Source organism: Microbulbifer mixtoriginis (SeqCode), assembly GCF_052467235.1.
On the sequence record NZ_CP174305.1, the window covers coordinates 783,114 to 803,186 of the forward strand.

The window sequence follows — 20,073 nt, forward strand, 5'->3', positions numbered from 1 at the left end:
TTTATCGGGCGACCAAATGTGGCCAGGTATTAGTTTAGAGGAAAATACTGGGCACTTAGACCAGAAGCAGATACTCCTTGATGAGCAATAATTTTTCACAAAACTTGCGCCTGTTGTGCAGTTTCTATCGCTCCATCGCCGAGGTGTGTCGGCGCATGGGTGTGAACCGAGCACAATTTAATAAATACCTCAGCGGTAATACACAGCCCTCACAGTACACTCTCAGTAAAATCTGCCACTTCTTTGGTGTTGAACCCCATGAAATTCTGATGCCCGCCGAACAGTTTGAGCAAATTGTTCGGGTACGCCGCACCGCTACGACTGTCGAATCCTCCCGCCCCTACTCTATGGATATTGACTTGCTAATGCGGGAGTCACAGGGGCGCGCTGATAAATACCTGGGCTTTTACTTTGAATATCACTACTCGATGACTTTTCCCGATCATATTATTCGCAGCCTGCTGCATATCGAGTCCGATGGGGAAGGATATTATTTCCAGCGCTTCGAGCGCATGCGCTATCCAGATAGGGAGGAGTGGTACAAATCCCGCTACAAAGGCATGCTGCTTTTTCTCTCGGAGCGTATATTTTTGATTGGCTATGAAGCGCTGACACGCAACGAAATCGCCCAGACAATCCTCTATCCCACCTATAAAAGCCGAGTGAGTTATTTATCCGGCCTCAAGCTGGGCGCCTCTGCCAGTGACCGGCGCGAACCCGTATGTACAAAAGTATTGCTGGAATCTCTCGGACGTAATATCAGCATCAAAAACGCATTAAAACTGTGCGGGGTATTTGGCCCGGATTCCGATGAGATCAATCGCAGTATTCGCGAAAATATCCGAGCCTCAAACACTGAAGGTCCACAGAGTTTTTTTGCCACTCCACTTTAAGCATGAATTTCTATTAAGGCCCAACCAAGAGGCCCAAATGATAACAACCACGGGCACCCCGTAACCCAGGTTAATCCTGGTTATTGGTGCACTTGCCCCTATGCAGATGAAGAGAAAGCAGAAGTACCATGACAAACGATTTCCACACCCTAAAACCCATGCCGGTATTCACTACCAGTAGTGAATACCGCATCGAAAAAGATTTGCTCGGAGAGCGCGAAGTACCGGCCGATGTCTATTTTGGCATTCAAACCCTGCGCGCCCTGGAAAACTTCCAAATTACTGGTATCACCCTCAACCACTTCCCTAACTTGGTCAAAGCGCTGGCCATGGTGAAGAAGGCTGCGGCTCATGCCAACTGCGAACTCGGCTACTTAGAAAAGAACCTGGAAGTGGCAATTGCCAAAGCCTGCGATGAAATTATTGAAGGCAAGCTGCACGATCAATTCCTGGTGGACATGATTCAAGGCGGTGCCGGCACCTCCACCAATATGAACGCCAATGAAGTAATTGCCAATCGCGCGCTGGAATTGCTCGGCCACAATAAGGGTGAATACAAAAACGCTCACCCCAACAACCATGTAAACCTATCGCAATCCACCAACGATGTTTACCCCTCCTCCATCAACCTAGCAGTCCTGCTCAGCTACAACGACCTGGTGCAGTCTATGGAGGAGCTGTGTATCGAATTTGATGGCAAAGCCAAGGAATTTGCACAGGTTATTAAAATGGGCCGCACCCAGCTACAGGATGCAGTACCCATGACCCTGGGGCAGGAGTTTGCCGCTTTTGCTGCAACCATTCGTGAAGATGCCGCTCGGGTTAAAGAGCTAGTAGCCCTGTTTAAAGAAATCAATATGGGCGGCACCGCAATCGGTACAGGTATTAATACCGACCCGCAATATCGTCAACTGGTTGTATCGGCACTGTCTGAAATTTCCAGCATCGACTTTGTCTGCGCGGAAAATCTAGTAGAGGCCACTTCTGATATGGGTGCCTTCGTCATGTTTTCCGGGGTAATGAAACGTATCGCAGTAAAAATTTCAAAGATCTGCAGCGACCTACGCCTTCTCTCCAGCGGCCCTCGCGCAGGTCTCAATGAAATCAATCTGCCACCGATGCAGCCAGGCTCCTCCATTATGCCTGGTAAGGTAAATCCAGTAATTCCCGAGGTGGTCAACCAGGTGGCCTACCAAGTAATCGGTAACGACCTGACAATCACCTTGGCAGCGGAATCGGGCCAGCTGCAGTTAAATGTCATGGAACCAGTTATCGCCTTCAACTTGCTACAGTCTATGCGCTTAATGACCCAAGCCATGCATACCTTGGCTCAACGCTGTGTCAATGGCATCAGCGCGAATGAAGAGCATTGCCGGCAGTTGGTAGAAAACAGTATCGGCCTGATCACCGCGGTAAATCCGTTTATCGGCTACGAAAATGCCACTCGTATTGCCCAGCAAGCATTGATGACGGGCGCGAGCGTCAAGCAGTTGATTTTGGATGAGGGGTTACTAAGTGAGGAGGAGTTAAATGATATTCTCGCTCCAGAGAATATGACTCAGCCACGTAAAGTAGCATTGAAGAGCCCGACTTAGATAAAAAAGCGGCCGCTTTAGAGAGGCCGCTTTCTTCCGCTGATCTTAAATACCCAGCTCTTTAATTAGAGTGGCTGGAGGCAGATAACCGGGCACAACCCTGCCATCCTCCATCACAATAGTGGGCGTGCCGCGTACATCGATCACCTCGTTACCCAATTTATATTGGGCGGCAACCGGGTTGTTATTGCAGACCTGCAAAGGCACGTTTTCGCGGTTCTTCAATGCGGTGAGCGTTTTATTGGTGTCATCGGCACACCAGGCAGTAGCGAGCTTGCGATAACCCAGAGATTGCAGGCCGCCGCGCGGGAATGCCAAATATCTTACTTCGATCCCGCGCTTGTTCAGCTCAGGAACATCCTGGTGCAACTTGCGGCAATAGCCACAGTCGACATCGGTGAAAACATAGATACGCGCTTTGGTCTCGCCTTTGGGCGAGAAGACGATCATATCGTCGATGCTTTGGGTTTCCATCACCTTGGCCCGGCGAGTTGCCCGGCGCCCCTCAGAGAGGTTCGCAAAACCTCCGCCAGTCTTAGCCTGGAACAGGTCCCCCAGAATAAAATGGTTGCCATCGGCTGAGACAAACAGAGTACTGCTACCACCGTCAAGCTCTACTTCGTAGAGCCCCTCGATCGGGGTCTCACGCACTTCACCATAAGTAGGCTTGGGGTTACTTGCCTCAAGGCGGGCTTTGATTGTCTTCGCAACGTTTGCGTCGACCTCTGCAAGGGCCGCTGGGCCAAGCAGACCGAGCAGCACTCCAGCGAGCGCCAGCGGCTTCTTGATAAGCATCATTACCGATTGCTCCTTAAATTCTCAATGAGGTTCGACTCAAACGTCGGCCTTCAGTTCCAGCCAGTATGGCAGCTATATGCCATTTCAGATCCACATGGCGCGTTTTAACATATTCAGGCACTGGACACTACGTACAAACTCCCAAGTTGTGCGCTGATCTAAAGGATACAGGGGTAGATAGCGTAACTGTCGGGGACAAAGGGAGAAGCGTGATGCCAGAAGTTCAAATGCACTTCCATGAGCGATTCAGCCTTTCGGACTTGGCACATGACTGGCCATAAAGGGAAGACTACGGATACAAAAAAGCCGGAGAATAACCCCGGCTTTTCTGCGAGCTGTATGAGAGGTGCTTAGTTAAGCTTCTCTTTAATACGTGCGGCTTTACCAGTCAGGCTGCGCAGGTAGTAGAGTTTAGCCTGGCGTACGTCACCACGACGCTTAACCTTGATGCTGTCAACCAGCGGGCTGTGAGTCTGGAAAGTACGCTCAACACCAACACCGTGGGAGATTTTACGCACGGTAAAGGAGGAGTTCAGGCCGCGGTTGCGCTTGCCGATTACCACACCTTCGAACGCCTGCAGACGCTCGCGGTTACCTTCTTTTACTTTCACTTGAACGATTACAGTGTCGCCCGGCGCGAAGGGAGGTACTTCGCTCTTCAGCTGTTCCTGCTCCAGCTGCTGGATAATTTTGTTAGTCATTTGGATTTGCTCCCAAATAGAGTTTATGTAGCTTCTCAGCTAGTTCACCGAACTACTCCCGCCTCCCGGCGAATCCGGCATCAAGTTTTATCGGATTTCCACTCCTGTCGAATTTCTTCCAACAGTTGCTTCTGCTCCTTGTTCAGCTCCAGCCCATCCAAAAGGTCGGGTCGACGCTGCTGTGTGCGCGCCAGTGCCTGCTTCAGGCGCCAGCGGCGTATTCTTTCGTGGTTGCCCGAGAGCAACACTTCCGGTACCGCCACACCCCGGTACTGTTCGGGCCGGGTATAGTGGGGACAGTCGAGCAAACCCGAGGAGAATGAATCCTCAACCGCCGACTGGTCGTGCCCTAGCGCGCCGGGAATCAGCCGTGTAATGGTATCCACCAACACCATAGCAGCCAGTTCACCACCACTTAGGACATAGTCACCAATGGACCACTCCTCGTCGATCATTGATTCGACGATACGCTCATCTACCCCTTCGTAACGCCCGGCCAACAAAACCAGATTGCCAGCGCCAGAGAGGTTTTCGACCCCGCGCTGATCCAGTTGCTGTCCCTGCGGAGACAGGTAGATAGTGCGTACAGCTTCGCCCTCTTCCCCAGCCCAGGCGCGCGCGGCCTGCAGGGACTGATAAAGGGGTTCAGCCATCATCACCATTCCGGGACCACCGCCATAAGGGCGATCATCCACAGTGCGATGCTTGTCACTGGTGAAATCCCGAGGGTTCCAGCAGCGCACTTCCAACAGGCCATCTTTGACGGCCCGACCGCTGACACCATACTCGGTCAATGCAGCAAACATCTCCGGAAAAATGCTTACCAGAGCGATTTTTTTAGTCATCGCTCAGCGCCTTAAAAAGCTGGGTCCCAGTCGACGGTTATTACACCGGCTTCCAGGTCAATATTGGTTATAAACTGATCCGGCAGATAGGGAATCAAGCGCTCGCGCTTATCCGCTCCACCGCGCACCACCATTACATCGTTGGCGCCAGTTTCCATCATGCGAGCGACGATACCAAAGTCGTGATCTTCGCCATCGAAATGGCTGACAACCTTTAATCCCTCGAGCTGGTGCCAGTAATACTCACCCCGCTCAAGCTCAGGCATCAGTTCACGAGCTACAGCTATATCGCGCTGGCAAAGTCGAGCCGCCAAATCGCGGTCATCAATGCCTTTCACATGTACTATTAAGCCCTTACCGTGACGCTTACCAGCGTCAATTTCGAGAGCTTCCCAACCTTTCGGCCCCTGCAAGCGCCAATTAGGGAACTGCAGGATGTTGTCCATCGGCTCGGTATAGGAGTGAACCTTGACCCAGCCGCGCACACCATAAACGGTAGTAACGCGCCCAACCGTGACCAACTCTTCGGAAGGTTTTCCGTTATCTGTCACAGGAGCACCACTTACGCGCAAATTAAGCAGATTCTTTCAGCAGCTTGCTGACGCGATCAGAAACCTGAGCACCGTGACCCAGCCAGTAGTCAACACGCTCACGATCAATGCGCAGACGCTCTTCCTGGCCACGGGCAACCGGGTTGAAGAAGCCAACACGCTCAATGAATCGACCGTCGCGAGACTTGCGGCTGTCGGTTACGGTCAGGTGATAGAACGGGCGTTTTTTAGCACCGCCACGAGCCAAACGAATGGTTACCATGTAACTTTCCTGTATTTTTTAACACTTGGCGACAGCAATAAGCTGTCACCCAAACATCTCTGCCGGCAGCTCACCCGGCTGAAAGGCGGCGTATTCTAATGTACCGCCAGAGATTTGTATAGCGATTCCTAGGGCCCTCAGAGCCCCGAAAACCCTTACTTTTTCTTGAATCCGGGGGGCAGGCCACCGGGCATACCGCCCATTCCGCCGAGACCTCCGGGCAGACCACCACCCCCGGTCATTCCACCGAGGCCGCGCATCATCTTGCCCATACCGCCGCCCTTGAGCTTTTTCATCATCTTGCCCATCTGCTTATGCTGTTTAAGCAAGCGATTGAGGTCTTGCAGCTGGGTGCCGGAGCCGGCGACGATACGGCGCTTGCGCGAACCGTTAAGAAGGTCAGGATTGCGGCGTTCGGCCGGCGTCATGGAGGAAATCAGGGCGTCCATACGCTTAAATTCTTTACCCATGTCGGCCTGTTGTGCGGCCTGCGCCACACCACCCATGCCGGGCATTTTCTCCAACAGGGAGCCAAAGCCACCCATGTTTTGCATTTGCTGCAACTGGTCGCGCAAGTCTTCCAGGTCAAAGCCTTTACCTTTCTGGACCTTCTTAACCAGCTTTTCGGCTTTCTCTTTATCGATCTTCTGCTCTGCTTCTTCAATCAGAGACAGAATGTCGCCCATACCCAGGATACGGGAGGCGATACGGTCCGGGTGGAAGGTTTCCAGGGCGTCGGTCTTTTCACCAACACCGATAAACTTGATCGGCTTGCCAGTAACATGGCGCACAGAGAGTGCCGCACCACCGCGTGCATCACCATCTGCCTTAGTCAGAATAACCCCGGTCAGTGGCAGGGCCTCATTGAAGGCGCTGGCGGTATTTACCGCATCCTGACCGATCATTGCGTCGATAACAAACAGGGTTTCTGCGGGATCCAACTCACTGTGCAGCTCGCGGATTTCATCCATCAGCTGACTGTCAATATGCAGACGACCCGCGGTATCGACAATCAGTACATCGGCAAATTGCTTTCGCGCCGCATCCACTGCACCCTTGGCAATATCCAGGGGCTTCTGATCAGGAGTTGAAGCATGGAACAGTGCGCCCACTTCACCTGCCAGAGTTTCCAGCTGCTTGATGGCTGCGGGGCGATACACGTCCGCACTCACCACCATAACTTTCTTCTTTTCCCGCTCCTGCAGGTATTTGGCTAGCTTGGCAACACTGGTGGTTTTACCGGCCCCCTGAAGGCCCGCCATCAAAATCACAGCGGGGGGCTGAACTGCAAGGTTGAGCGGCTCTGCAGCAGCACCCATCACCTTAACCAGCTCATCCTGAACAATCTTGACGAACTGCTGCCCTGGGTTCAGGGCCTTGCTAACCTTCTGCCCAACAGCGGCTGTGCGCACTTGCTGTACAAAGGCCTTCACGACTGGCAGAGCGACATCCGCCTCAAGCAGCGCTTTGCGCACTTCACGCAGGGTATCGCGGATATTGTCATCGGTCAGACGGGCCTTGCCGGTGACTTTTTTTAGGGCCGCCGATAAGCGGTCACTCAGGTTATCGAACATAAATTCGTCTCGATTTCTCCGATTGCGGACAGGACCCCGGTGCGGAGGGCCGCGAAATTTTTTTGGGGAGTATCTCCAAACTCCCACTCTGAGGCGCGGCAGTATAGCTCAGGTCCCGTCACAGCCGAAATATCACCAGATCTTCCCTGTTAAAGCGTGCTGTGACACACTCCTCCTCCACTGCTTAGAAGATACGGATCTAACCAATGGCGGCATTCGCCCACTGGACGGCCATCGCGCTATATATAGCTACCACCATTGTCGCGGCCAGGGCCCTTGCCCGCGCCCAACAGCCCGATCGTAAACTGCTCCTGGGCCTGCTCGCCGGAGCCCTGGCCACCCACGCAATATCCCTTGCGCAGACACTGTTTTCCTCAGCAGGCTATCGCTTTGATCTGTTAGCAATGCTGTCATTAATCACCTGGGTGGTGAACTTATTGCTGCTTATCCTAGCGGTGAATCGACCACTAACCCTGTTAATACTGATTTTTGCCCCGCTAGGAGCACTCACCGAACTGACCGCGTCTCACACCTGGGGAGGCGTTGCACCACACCAACAGTTATCTTCTGGGATTGCCATACACGCGCTGCTTTCAATCTCCGCCTACTCCCTACTTACTCTTGCAACCCTACAGGCCATCTACCTTTATTATCTGAACCAGCAGCTACACAACCATCGGCCAGTGGGTGCCATGCGCCTGCTCCCCCCCCTGCAAAGCATGGAGTCATTACTCTTTGGGTTAATCGCTTTCGGCCAATTACTGTTAACTGCCTCCCTGATTACCGGATTTATCTTTGTGGGCAACCTTTTTGAGCAGGGCCCCCTACACAAGACAGTGCTCTCTCTGCTCGCCTGGGTGCTTTACAGCATTCTTCTTTGGGGGCATTGGCAGTGGGGTTGGCGCGGTAACACAGCCGTGCGTTGGACTCTGTGTGCCTTTGCTGCACTAATGCTGGCCTACTTTGGTAGTAAGTTGGTTATTGAGGTTATCCTTCAGCGCGGCTAAAAATACTAAAGAGGAGCCGTTTAAAGTCGATTATAAGCAAACGGCACTGACATTCGCTCGCAGGCGCCATTTTCAGGGAGGAGACCGAACACTCCTTGATCTCCTCAACCGCCCCTATAGCCTTTACCGGGTTTATTTTGGGTTATAAGTGACCGGATAACTTGCGGAGGTGGCCGTTCTGTTTCAATATCTCCGCTCAGAAATAAAAAGAGTTCTCCCTTGAACGAGATGCCCCCGGGCCTGCTGTTTAGCCTGCTTGCCCTGCTGATTGTGATATCGGCTTTCTTTTCCAGCTCCGAAACCAGCATGATGGCGCTGAACCGCTACCGCCTGCGCCACCAGGCCAAGAGCGGCCACCGCGGCGCCAAGCGGGCCATGGAACTGCTTGCCCGGCCGGACAAGCTGATCGGCGTTATCCTGATTGGCAATAATCTGGTCAATATCCTGGCCTCAGTGATTGCCGGTGCTGTCTTTACTCAACTGTACGGCGATGCCGGCCTCTTCTACGCTACCGGCGCTCTCACTATCGTTATTCTTATTTTTGCGGAAGTCACCCCAAAAACCATTGCCGCTCTTCACCCGGAGAGAGTGGCATTTCCTGCATCGCTAATTTTACGCCCACTGCAATGGCTTCTGACACCGTTTGTATTACTCGTCGGCAGCATATCCAATGGACTTGCGCGCCTGGTAGGCGTTGAAGCAACTGCTGGCAACGAGGCAGAACACCTAGCGCCCGAGGAACTTAGAACAGTGGTGTTCGAATCTGGCGCCCTGCTTCCCAGCAAGCACAAAGGCATGCTTCTCAATGTGCTGGACCTGGACCAGGCCACAGTGGAAGACATTATGATCCCGCGCAACGAGGTCATGGGAATCGACCTGGAAAACAGCGCCGATCAGATTCTCCAACAACTGGCAGAGAGTACTTACACCCGCCTGCCGGTATACCGGGGAGATATCAATCAGGTAGTGGGTATTTTGCACCTGCGTCGCGCCGCACAGATACTGCGAGACGGCCCAGACAAACTCACAGCTGAACGTCTCAAGTCCTTTACCGGTGAACCTTACTTTGTACCCGAGGCCACCCCACTGCCCACCCTGCTAATGAACTTCCAGAAAACCAAGCGCCGCATGGGCTTGGTTGTGGATGAATATGGGGAGGTGATGGGGATAGTAACTCTAGAAGATCTACTGGAGGAAATTGTCGGCGACTTCACCGCGAGCCCAGTTCCCAGCGACGATGAGGAAATTGTCGCCATGGAAAGCGGCTGGTATATGATCGAGGGTGGAACCTCTATCCGGGATATCAACCGCACGCTAAATTGGGACCTGACCACCGACGGCCCAAAGACCTTCAACGGTCTCCTTATGGAGCACCTTGAAAGCATCCCAGATGGTAATATCAGTTTATTTATCCTCAATAATTACCAAGTGGAAATTGAAGAGGTTTCCGACAAAATGATTATCAGAGCCAGGATCAAAAAAATTGAGCGCTAGTCAAGCGCTCTACAACCTTGAGCTTAAGCAATATCCTCTAAGAGCTTCCTTACCGGGGCAAAACTTACCCGGTGCAGTGGGCTGGGGCCCAATTCTTCAAGGGCCTGCATATGAGCTTTAGTTGGATAACCTTTGTGGCCGGCCAGTCCATAACCTGGATAGTGTGCATCCAACTCCACCATCTCTCGATCACGGGTCACTTTGGCCAAAATTGAGGCCGCAGCAATGGCGGCAACGCGACCATCCCCCTTAATCACAGTATCGCAGGGATAAGACCAGTCCGGTCTTTTATTACCATCTACTAACACAAACTCAGGCTGTAGTGGCAACTGCTCCACTGCACGGCGCATTGCCAATAAACTCGCCTGCAGAATATTGATCTGATCAATTTCTTCGACGGTCGCACGGGCAATAGAAAAACTCAGCGCACGCTCACAAATTTCCTCAAAGAGCGACTCTCGTTTTTTCTCACTAAGCTTTTTGGAGTCAGCCAGCCCCAAAATGGGCTCTGCTGGATCGAGAATTACTGCAGCCGCCACTACATCTCCAGCCAATGGGCCGCGGCCAACCTCATCGACTCCAGCGAGAAGATCACCTTTATAAGGACAGATGTACGGAGGTAATTCTTTTTTAACACTCATGGTTTAAAAACCCGATTACTTCAAAAGAGCACAGATAGCATCGGCTGCCCGCTCAGAGGCATTTCGACGCAATTGCTGGTGAAGATCGTCAAATTCGCGCTGCAACTGATCACCCAGTAGTGGATCTTCAAAATAGCGCATCAACGCCGCTCCGAGATTCTCCGGGGTCGCATCACTCTGCAGGATTTCCGGCACCAGCTCCCTTTGTGCCAGCAAGTTGGGCAGAGAAACCCAGGGAGTGTGCAGCATACGAGATACGATAGCGTAAGTAATTTTGCCCAGTTTATAGGCAACTACCATAGGCTTTTTCAGTAGCATGGTTTCTAACGTTGCCGTTCCTGAAGCAATTAACACAGCATCCGACACACTGAGCGCCTTGTGTGAATCTCCCTCTAATATCGTGACAGGCAGTTCCGGAAAATCCTTTAGCTGCTCCCGCAATTCGGCTAAACGCTGCTCATTTGCTGCCGGCAATACAAATTTGAGATCGGGATGGCGCTGGTAACACCAGCGAGCCGTCTGCAAAAATAGTGGCCCAAGCAAACGCACTTCTCCACCTCGGCTACCCGGTAACAGCGCAATAACACGGTCATCAACTGTGAGACCCAGCTCTTTGCGCTCTGCAACATTGCTAACCTGCAGAGGAATATCATCCGCTAACGGATGCCCCACAAAAGTCACCGGCACGTGGTTTTCACGATAAAAAGCAGCCTCAAAAGGCAGCAAGGTGAGCATATGGTCAATAGCACGAGCAATCTTTTTTATTCGCCCCTGCCGCCACGCCCACACTGAAGGGCTGACATAATGCACAGTGCGAACCCCTTCGGCCTTGAGGGACTCCTCCAAAGACAAGTTAAAATCTGGTGAGTCGATACCGATAAAAAGGTCCGGCGGATTTTCAGTGAAGTGCTCGCGCAGAGTGCGGCGAATTTTTAATAATTCTGGCAGTCGTTTTAGCGGCTCAACCAATCCCATCACCGAGAGGCGCTCCATTGGAAAAAGGGATTTCGCCCCCAAAGCCTGCATACGCGGACCGGCAATCCCTTCAAACTGAATTCCCGGGAGGCGCTTTTGCAGGGAGTCAATAAGACCTGCACCGAGGATATCTCCAGAGGCCTCACCAACAACAATACCAATACGAACCGGCTTATTATTTTCTGACACGCCTAACAATTCCCCCAGAGTGGAAATGGCTCAATTTTCATAGATACCGATTAAGATATGAAAAGACTAAATCAGGAAGTGCACAATAACAGCACTTCCCGCAAATGGTTGTGCTTAGCGGACAATTCCGCGAGAGGAGGTCTGCAGGGAATCAATCCAAGGCTGAATTACAGGGGACTGCTCTCGCAGTTCCGTAAGGGCCTGGACAGCCTCTTGCAGAGTAAGGCCACGCCGGTAAACCGTTTTGTATGCCTTGTTGATTAAAGAGATGTCCTCGCGGGAAAAACCTCTACGACGCAACCCCTCCGCATTAATAGTCTTGGCCTCTGCCGGATTCCCAGCCACCATGACATAAGCCGGCACATCTTTGCCGATCGCTGCGCCCATCCCCAGGAAAGCGTGCTCACCAATGGTGCAATGCTGATGTACAAGACTATACCCGCTGAGGATTGCCCAATCTTTTACTATTACGTGGCCGGCGAGCCCCACATTATTAACGAGAATGGTGTGATTACCGACAACACTATCATGACCGATATGGGCATAGGCCATAATCAGGTTATCACTGCCGATAGTGGTTTCCCCACGATCCTGCACAGTGCCCCGGTGGATGGTTACGCCCTCACGAATAACATTGTTATCGCCAATTACCAGGGTGGTCTGCTCACCTTGATATTTTTTGTCCGGCGTATCTTGACCTATCGAGGCAAACTGGTAAATACGGTTATTTTTTCCGAGCTTAGTGGGCCCACTCAATACAACATGTGAAGCAATTTCACAGCCATCACCGAGTTCCACATCGGCGCCAACTATGGAATAGGCTCCGATACTCACCCCGGAACCGATAACCGCCGTCGGATCGATAATAGCTGTGGGGTGGATATTTGTCTGCATTCTGGAATCTACTCCTCAGGTAGCGACACTTCGGACACTACAACTTCAAATAAACAACAACTGGAAGAGTTATCAAAAGCACCTTAGCAGCCACGTCAAGTGACGAATAAGCGCATTAAACCTGCTTCACCGCACACAGAAGATCTGCAGAGGCCGCAAGCTCACCATCGACACTCGCTTTACAGGAAAACTTCCAGATATTACGGCGCACTGAAACTGCTTCGGACATCAGGTCCAGCCTGTCCCCAGGGACCACCTGACGCTTAAAACGCGCCTTGTCGACACCGCCAAACAGGTACAGGTAGCCATCCTCGGGCTTCTTGCCAAATGTTTTGAAGCCAAGAATTCCTGAAACCTGGGCCATAGCCTCAACGATCATAACACCGGGGAAAATCGGCATCTGTGGAAAGTGACCGTTAAACAGCTCCTCATTAATAGAGATATTTTTATACCCCTTAATAAACTTCCCTTCCTCGAGTTCAACGACACGATCGACCAATAAAAACGGATAGCGATGTGGCAGGTACTCGCGAATCTCAGTTACATCCATCATTCCAAATGCCCCCAGAAACCACTTCGGGGCGTTAAACGCCCCGAAAACATCAAATCAAAATTGTTTTTCTTAAAGCAGCTGTGAGCTATTTATCCCGATCGAGGGACAGGGCTTTAAGTTGCTTCTCCAAATCTTTCACCCTTCGTGCCACCTTATCCAACTGCCCGAAGCGCACCGCGTTGCGACGCCAGGACTGACTATCGGCAAAGGGTAAAGCGCCGGAGTAAATTCCCGGCTTGTCGATGGATTTGGTCACAAAAGTATTAGCGGTAACTTGGCAGCCATCGGCAATGGTTACATGCCCGGCAATACGGGAGCTGCCACCCAAAGCACAGTGCTTACCGATTACTGCGCTGCCCGCAATTCCTGTGCATGCAGCAATGGCTGAGTAGTCACCAATCTGCACATTGTGCGCGATTTGGACCAAATTGTCGATCTTGACACCACGACCAATCACAGTGTCACCAAGTGCCCCACGATCCACACAAGTATTGGCGCCTATTTCAACCTCATCGCCAACCTGCACGCCACCCAGCTGGTAAATCTTAATCCATTCACGCTGATGCAGCGCAAAACCAAAGCCGTCTGCACCAATAACCGCATGACTGTGGATGATAACATCGCGCCCGACCTGACAACCGTGATGCAGTATTGCACCCGCATAAAGGCAGCTCCCTTCTCCAAGGGTGCTGCCCTCTCCCACAAAGCAGTTGGCGCCAACCGATGCCTGAGGTCCAATTTTCGCAAACGCCTCTATCACCGCACCAGCTGCAATAGAGGCACTAGAGGCCACTTCTGCGTCCGGATGAACTACAGCGCTCGGGTGAATACCCGCCTCAATCGTTGGAGCCGTATTGAACAAAGCACTCGCCCTGGCAAAAGCCAAGTAAGGGTTATCCACACAAAGTGCGCTAACAGGTGTCTCCTCAACAAACTCAGCAGTCACCAATACAGCGCCCGCTGACGTGGTCTTGAGGAAGCGGCGATAATTAGGGTTTGCCAGGAAGGTCAACTGCTCGGGCCCAGCATCTTGCAAAGTGCTAAGACCAGAAATTACATAGTCTGCGTCTACCCCGGGGGCCAGACGCAGCTCAGCACCCAGAGCATTTGCAAGCTGGGTTAACGACAAATTGTCACTCATACAGACTATCGATTACTTATCAGCATTCATACGCTTTACGACAGCCTCAGTCAGATTGACCGAAGGATTTGCAAAGTAAGCGGTAGAGGCATCCAACACTAAGTCCAGGTTTTGCTCTTTAATGATCGCTTCCAGCGCTGTTTTAGCCTTGGGCCCCAGAGAAGTTTGAATTTCCTGGCCTACCTGGGCCTCCATTGCGCGCAGTTTTTTAACAGTAGTTTCAAAGTCTGAACGCTTGAAGTTCATCTTACGCTGATATTCTGTTTTCTTCTCATCGGACCAGGTAACGCTGTTTTTCTGCGCATCTTCTGCCATTTTTTGCAATTCTGAACGAATAGACTCGGCACTACTTTGCAGCTTGGAGTACTCGGAACTGGTCTTCAATGAATTGACCTTGGTCTTGGCCACATCGGTGCTCATAATCGCAGCCTGCAGGTTAAATACCGCAACCTTGGTCTGCGCCATTGCAGCGCCAGACAGGGTTATACCAGCCAGCAGGATTGCGAAAATCTTTACATTCTTAAGCACTTTAGTCTCTCCAATTGGTTTTATTTTTTATGCGCAGCAGCTGCACTCAATCCATTTATATTCGATAAAGTTAAAAGCTATTACCCAGGGTAAACTGGAACACTTCCGTCTCATCATCCTCGTTTTCCTTCAAGGCTTTAGCCAAACTGAAAGTCAATGGTCCAAAACCGGTAACCCATGTCAAGCCAATGCCCGCGGAAACATTCATTTTACCGAAGTCCACATCGTAACAGTTGATCTGGGTTTCATCACAACTGGTATCAAAGACGTTACCCGCATCAACAAAGAAGGCAGACTGCAGAGAGCGCTGATCTTTGATAAACGGCAGCGGGAAAATAACCTCGGCACTACCTTCTACTAAGATATTGCCACCAAAGGGGTCGGCATCCCCATTCTGACGGATATCCAGGTTCCCATTCTCATCTATCTGATAGCAGTTTTGTGTAATGCTTTCACCATCGGTTGCACAAGGGAGTTGAGTATAAAACTCTGCAGGAGTGGAACGGGGACCCAGTGTATTACGCTTGAAACCGCGCACAGAGCCAAAACCACCGGCATAGAAATTTTCAAAGAAAGGCAGTTGATCGAGATCGCCGTAGCCATCCCCGTAACCCAGGCGCGTACGCAGACGTAGCGTCAAACTCTTCGTTAGGGGGCGGAAATACTGACCAGTATAAATAAATTTGTAGTATTCAAGATCACTGCCGGGCACGGTAAATTCCGCGGAGAAATTCTGGGATGCCCCGCGAGTCGCCAATATACCGCGGTTCAAAGTGGAGCGGGCATAAGAAGCGGTCAAAGCCAAGTTGTTAAACGCATCACCGTAACGATCGATAAAACCATCTGCTGAAGTATTAAACTGGTTCTGATCAATCGTCATTGCAAGATTATTGGCCACTCCATTATTGAGATCTGCAACAATCGTCTCGGCATCAATGAGTGTCACCCCCTCACGAGAGGTGTCATCCAAAAGAGATGGGCTGGATTGGATTTCCTGTACAGAACCACTCGAGGCCGAGAGCTCCAAATGACTGAAATTAACATTCAGTCCCACACGGGAAATTTCTGAAACCGGGTAGCCGAAGCTAACACCACCACCATAACTAGTCGTGTTGTAGTCCGACAGGTTGACCTCAGAGTAGTCATTTTCCCTATAAAAAACGTTAAACCCGCGGCTCACACCGTCAGGCGTAAAGTAAGGGTCAAGATAGGAAAAGTTCAGTGCGGTCTGGTAGGTAGACACGTTTAAACCTATACCTACCTGCTTGCCGGTACCCAGCCAGTTATTTTCCTGGATATTACCGCCGAGTACCAAGCCGCTACTCTGTGCCCAGCCGATAGTGCCGCCAATAGAGCCTGAAGGTTGCTCCTCTACGGTATATTCCACATCGATCTGGTCGGAAGTACCAGGCACCTCTGCAGTTTCTACTTCCACCTCTTTAAAGTAACCGAGGCGTTCCAGGCGCACCTTGGATTGCTCAATTCTTGCGGAGGAGGCCGAGGCAGATTCCATCTGACGCATTTCACGGCGCAACACCTCATCGGCAGTACGAGTGTTACCACGGAAATTGATTCGGCGCACATAGGCGCGCTTACCCGGGTTGATAAAGAAGGTAATTTTTACCGTATTCTCTTCTTTATTGGGTTCGGGAATGCCATTCACCTCGGCAAAGGTATAACCTTCATTGCCCAGACGCTTAGTAATATAGTCAGACGTGGTGGTCATCCGAATCTGGGAGAAAGTCTGCCCTTCACGCACCAACAGTAAACGCTTGATTTCCTCTTCCGAAACCACCGGGTCGCCGGCGAGATCCACCTCACTGACGGTGTAAACATTCCCCTCTCTCACATTGACTGTGATAAAAACACTCTGCTTGTCTGGGCTCAGGGAAACCTGAGTGGATTCTATTTGAAAATCCAGATAGCCGCGGTCGAGATAGTAGGACTCTAGGCGCTCCAGGTCACCAGTGAGTTTCTCACGGGAATATTTGTCATCGCTGCGCAGCCAGGACAACCAACCTGTGGTCTGCAGCTCGAAAATTTCTGCCAATTCTTCGTCGGAAAATGCCTCGTTACCCACAACATTGATGTGCTTGATAGCCGCAACAGAGCCCTCGTCGACGATAACCCGCAGCTCGACCTGGTTGCGTGGCAATTCTTTCACTTCGGTCTTAACACTTGCACCATAGCGCCCCTGTGCCACATATTGGCGCTCAAGCTCCTGGGCGAGCCCCTCCAGAGTTGCACGTTTAAAGATCTGCCCCTCGGATAAACCGTTATCCTTCATGCCCTTGAGCAAATCTTCGGTGGCGATGGCCTTATTACCGCTGATCTCAATCTTGGAAATTGCTGGACGCTCGCGAACAGTGACCACCAAAACACCATTTTCACGGCCGATTTGGATATCTTCAAAGTAGCCGGTGCGGAACAGTGCCCGGGTAGCGCTCTGGATTTCCACGGATTCAATTTCATCACCCACTCGCACGGGAAGGGCAGAGAAGACTGTACCGGCAGAGACGCGTTGCAATCCTTCCACGCGGATATCATTGACCACGAACGACTGCGCTATTGCACTTAAAGGCAACATCAGGCCGAGGGAGGCCGCTTTGAGGAAATCTTTCATCTACTAATTCCGAGTGTTTTTATTCGCAATCCAGGAGTTACAGCGCTTTATTCAGCGCCCAGCTCCCCCGGAACCTGAGGGTTGCCCCTCTACCTTGTAATCGACATCAACCCGTTCTGAGTTCCCGGGTACCTTGACCGTTTCAACTTTCACCACCTTCAAGTAACCAAGTCGCTCAAGGCGAACTTTAGATTGCTCAATAAGAGCCGAAGAAGCTAAAGCGGACTCCATTTGGCGCAACTCTCGCCGCAAAACTTCATCTGCCGTGCGAGTGTTTCCACGAAAAGTAATACGCCTAACGTAGGTGCGCTTGCCAGGGTCAATAAAGAAAGTGATTTTTACCGTGTTCTCTTCTTTATTGGCTTCTGGAATACCGTTTACTTCGGCAAAAGCGTAACCCTTATTGCCCAAACGCTTGGAAATATAGTCTGAAGTCGTTGTCATCCTGACCTGGGAGAACGTCTGCCCTTCACGCACTAGCAGCAAGCGCTTAATTTCTTCCTCTGGAACGACTGGGTCTCCAGCAAGTTCTACTTCACTAACAGTGTAAACATCACCCTCAATCACGTTAACAGTGATGAAAACGCTCTTCTTGTCCGGCCCAAGAGATACTTGGGTAGAGTCGATCTGGAAGTCGAGATATCCGCGATCGAGATAATAAGATTCAAGACGCTCCAGGTCACCAGTGAGCTTCTCACGGGAGTACTTATCATCACTCCGCAACCAAGAGAGCCAGCCAGTGGTTTTAAGCTCAAAAATTTCTCCGAGCTCTTGATCTGAAAAGACGCGATTCCCTACGATGTTGATATGTTTAATCGCAGCAACGGTCCCTTCCTCGACAATAACCTTCAATTCAACCTGATTGCGTGGTAACTCTTTAACTTCTGCTTGGACGCTAGCGCCATAGCGCCCCTGTGCCACATACTGGCGCTCAAACTCCCGGGTCAACCCTTTGAGGGTCGAGCGCTTTAAAATCTGTCCCTCGGCCAGACCGTAATCCTTCAGCGCCTTTAGCAGATCTTCCGAGGCAATCGCCTTGTTTCCTGATATATCTATCTTAGATATGGCTGGCCGCTCTCTCACGTTAACAACTAAAACGCTACTTTCACGACCGATCTGAATATCCTCAAAATAACCGGTTTGAAACAGTTCTCGGGTCGCCCCCTGAATATCCGCAAGCTCAATTTCATCGCCAACCCGCACCGGAAGAGCTGAAAAAACGGTGCCTGCAGAAACACGCTGCAAACCTTCTACACGAATATCGCTGAGAACGAATGACTGAGCCAAAGCGCTGAGAGGCAGCACCAAGCCCAGGGATATCGCTAACAGCCAATATTTCATACTAATTCCGAACCGCTTCTGATAAGAGCAGAGGTTCCCAAGGTAACCGGCACCGCGCTCACTCTTAAAATCTACTCACTCCAAACGCCATAGGAAAATGCACTCCAGGAGGCTACAAACGTAAAATATCGTTATAAAGAGCCAACCCCATAATACAAAGCACTAAGGCCATACCTACTTGTAAACCGATCACCTGCACTCTCTCAGACACAGGAGAACCCTTGACCGCCTCAATACCGTAGTAGAGAAGGTGACCACCATCGAGTACCGGAATGGGTAACAGATTGAGTACACCGAGACTGATACTAAGCAGAGCTAAAAGCGACAGGAAAGACTGCCACCCCCTCTCTGCGGAAGTACCCGCCACTTTAGCAATGGTGATGGGGCCACTCAAGTTTTTGGTCGAAAGTTGACCAAAAATCAATTTCTTCAAGCTGTTCAGAGTGAACAGGGTTTTATCCCAAGTCTCTTGCACCCCCTGAGAAAGAGCGCCAGCTACACCGTAGTGGAAAACTCGTACGCGATCCTCGGGCCAGCGCTCGGTGACGGGCTGTACGCCGATCTGGCCGACACGCTCACCACTGTCGAGCGTCACCTGCGCCGGCGTAACCGGCAGGGTCAACCGTTGCCCCTGTCGTTCAACTTCCACCTGAAGGGGCTCGCCTGCACGAGCGCGCACATACTGACTCCACTCTTCCCAGCCGGAAAAAATTCGCCCGTCGGTAGCCACAATCTTATCGCCCGCACGCAGCCCCGCTGCACTAGCAGCGCTACCCTCCACAACCTTATGCAACGTCATACTAATGGGCGGCGTCCAGAGGCCGAGGCCAATCTCCCCCAATGGGTCAGGGACTTCCTGCCCTGCGAGCCAACGGTCGATATCAGCCGCCATATGATATTCGAGGTTAGAGTCCGGGTAGCGCACTGAGAATTCTATAGAGCCACTGTCCCCCAAACGGTTAGCCAAGCGCCAGTTGAGGGCTTGCCAAGTGGGTGTAGCTTCGCCATCCACCGCGATAATTTCCTGCCCGGACTCCAATCCCGCAGCTTCAGCAATACTTCCAGGCTTGACGGAATCTACGACAGGCACCGGACCCGCCGTGCCCCCCATAAAGACAATCCAAAACAGTACAATTGCCAACAGGAAGTTAGCTGCGGGACCCGCTGCAGCAATCGCCATACGCGCCCAAACACTCTTTCGGTTAAATGCCTGATTCAGCTCGTGAGCGGCGACAGGCCCCTCCCGCTCATCTAGCATTTTGACATAGCCACCAAGGGGAATTGCTGAGATAGCAAACTCAGTGCCGTGCCGGTCATAGCGAGAGAAAAGGCGGCGGCCAAAGCCGACAGAAAAACGCAGCACCTTGACCCCACAGAGCCGTGCTACGAGAAAGTGTCCAAACTCGTGGAAGGAAACCAGTATACCGAGGGCTACCAAGGCCCAGATTACCGTCTGAATCAGATCCAT

Annotated in this window: 18 protein-coding genes and 1 pseudogene; 4 read left to right on the forward strand and 15 right to left on the reverse strand. The window is 51.6% G+C overall.

Annotated elements, in window-relative coordinates:
* Positions 1-80: 80 nt before the first annotated feature.
* Both ACJJIO_RS03485 and aspA read left to right on the forward strand, forming a co-directional pair.
* A complete protein-coding gene (locus ACJJIO_RS03485; protein WP_252082633.1) occupies positions 81-893 on the forward strand; it encodes a helix-turn-helix domain-containing protein in 813 nt (270 codons plus the stop codon).
* Positions 894-1,021: 128 nt separating this feature from the next.
* Positions 1,022-2,488 carry an aspartate ammonia-lyase gene (gene aspA / locus ACJJIO_RS03490; protein WP_444910165.1) on the forward strand — a complete coding sequence of 489 codons (1,467 nt, stop codon included), beginning with the start codon at positions 1,022-1,024 and terminating at the stop codon, positions 2,486-2,488.
* Between the two features lie 45 nt (positions 2,489-2,533).
* On the opposite strand, the gene ACJJIO_RS03495 is transcribed toward aspA, so the two are convergent.
* The 6 genes from ACJJIO_RS03495 to ffh form a co-directional block, all read right to left on the reverse strand.
* Positions 2,534-3,286, reverse strand: coding sequence for a DsbC family protein (locus ACJJIO_RS03495; protein ID WP_252082637.1), 753 nt, complete (start codon positions 3,284-3,286; stop codon positions 2,534-2,536).
* A 350-nt stretch (positions 3,287-3,636) separates the two neighbouring features.
* Positions 3,637-3,993 carry a 50S ribosomal protein L19 gene (rplS, locus tag ACJJIO_RS03500; protein WP_286037023.1) on the reverse strand — a complete coding sequence of 119 codons (357 nt, stop codon included), beginning with the start codon at positions 3,991-3,993 and terminating at the stop codon, positions 3,637-3,639.
* 74 nt (positions 3,994-4,067) lie between these two features.
* Positions 4,068-4,832 (reverse strand): tRNA (guanosine(37)-N1)-methyltransferase TrmD, encoded by a 765-nt coding sequence (gene trmD, locus ACJJIO_RS03505; RefSeq protein ID WP_444910166.1) that lies wholly within the window; start codon positions 4,830-4,832, stop codon positions 4,068-4,070.
* Between the two features lie 11 nt (positions 4,833-4,843).
* Positions 4,844-5,383 carry a ribosome maturation factor RimM gene (gene rimM / locus ACJJIO_RS03510; protein WP_444886821.1) on the reverse strand — a complete coding sequence of 180 codons (540 nt, stop codon included), beginning with the start codon at positions 5,381-5,383 and terminating at the stop codon, positions 4,844-4,846.
* 22 nt (positions 5,384-5,405) lie between these two features.
* A complete protein-coding gene (gene rpsP / locus ACJJIO_RS03515) occupies positions 5,406-5,645 on the reverse strand; it encodes a 30S ribosomal protein S16 (protein ID WP_226648429.1) in 240 nt (79 codons plus the stop codon).
* A 155-nt stretch (positions 5,646-5,800) separates the two neighbouring features.
* Positions 5,801-7,219, reverse strand: coding sequence for a signal recognition particle protein (gene ffh / locus ACJJIO_RS03520; protein WP_252082643.1), 1,419 nt, complete (start codon positions 7,217-7,219; stop codon positions 5,801-5,803).
* A 206-nt stretch (positions 7,220-7,425) separates the two neighbouring features.
* Here ffh and ACJJIO_RS03525 point away from each other — a divergent pair, with 206 nt between their 5' ends.
* Positions 7,426-8,226: a cytochrome C assembly family protein gene (locus ACJJIO_RS03525; RefSeq protein ID WP_444884187.1), complete on the forward strand. Its 801-nt coding sequence runs from the start codon at positions 7,426-7,428 to the stop codon at positions 8,224-8,226.
* Between the two features lie 219 nt (positions 8,227-8,445).
* Positions 8,446-9,720, forward strand: a complete 1,275-nt coding sequence (locus ACJJIO_RS03530; RefSeq protein WP_444884186.1) for an HlyC/CorC family transporter — start codon at positions 8,446-8,448, stop codon at positions 9,718-9,720.
* Positions 9,721-9,743: 23 nt separating this feature from the next.
* On the opposite strand, the gene rnhB is transcribed toward ACJJIO_RS03530, so the two are convergent.
* The 9 genes and pseudogenes from rnhB to rseP all read right to left on the reverse strand — a co-directional run bounded on the left by rnhB (position 9,744) and on the right by rseP (position 20,073).
* Entirely contained in the window at positions 9,744-10,361 is a 618-nt protein-coding gene (gene rnhB / locus ACJJIO_RS03535; protein WP_444900206.1) for a ribonuclease HII, read from the reverse strand.
* A 15-nt stretch (positions 10,362-10,376) separates the two neighbouring features.
* Positions 10,377-11,525, reverse strand: a complete 1,149-nt coding sequence (gene lpxB, locus ACJJIO_RS03540) for a lipid-A-disaccharide synthase (protein ID WP_252082646.1) — start codon at positions 11,523-11,525, stop codon at positions 10,377-10,379.
* Positions 11,526-11,639: 114 nt separating this feature from the next.
* Positions 11,640-12,419, reverse strand: a complete 780-nt coding sequence (lpxA, locus tag ACJJIO_RS03545) for an acyl-ACP--UDP-N-acetylglucosamine O-acyltransferase (RefSeq protein WP_444884183.1) — start codon at positions 12,417-12,419, stop codon at positions 11,640-11,642.
* Between the two features lie 115 nt (positions 12,420-12,534).
* Positions 12,535-12,972, reverse strand: a complete 438-nt coding sequence (fabZ, locus tag ACJJIO_RS03550; RefSeq protein ID WP_444886822.1) for a 3-hydroxyacyl-ACP dehydratase FabZ — start codon at positions 12,970-12,972, stop codon at positions 12,535-12,537.
* 85 nt (positions 12,973-13,057) lie between these two features.
* Positions 13,058-14,113: a UDP-3-O-(3-hydroxymyristoyl)glucosamine N-acyltransferase gene (gene lpxD, locus ACJJIO_RS03555; RefSeq protein ID WP_444910167.1), complete on the reverse strand. Its 1,056-nt coding sequence runs from the start codon at positions 14,111-14,113 to the stop codon at positions 13,058-13,060.
* A 12-nt stretch (positions 14,114-14,125) separates the two neighbouring features.
* Complete coding sequence (locus tag ACJJIO_RS03560) at positions 14,126-14,641, reverse strand: OmpH/Skp family outer membrane protein (protein WP_444910168.1); 516 nt, start codon at positions 14,639-14,641, stop codon at positions 14,126-14,128.
* A gap of 70 nt (positions 14,642-14,711) precedes the next feature.
* Entirely contained in the window at positions 14,712-17,264 is a 2,553-nt protein-coding gene (gene bamA / locus ACJJIO_RS03565) for an outer membrane protein assembly factor BamA (RefSeq protein WP_444910169.1), read from the reverse strand.
* Positions 17,265-17,327: 63 nt separating this feature from the next.
* A pseudogene (gene bamA / locus ACJJIO_RS03570) lies at positions 17,328-18,605 on the reverse strand (outer membrane protein assembly factor BamA); the annotation flags it as partial.
* 112 nt (positions 18,606-18,717) lie between these two features.
* On the reverse strand, positions 18,718-20,073 hold the full coding sequence (gene rseP / locus ACJJIO_RS03575; RefSeq protein ID WP_444884181.1) for an RIP metalloprotease RseP: 1,356 nt from the start codon (positions 20,071-20,073) through the stop codon (positions 18,718-18,720).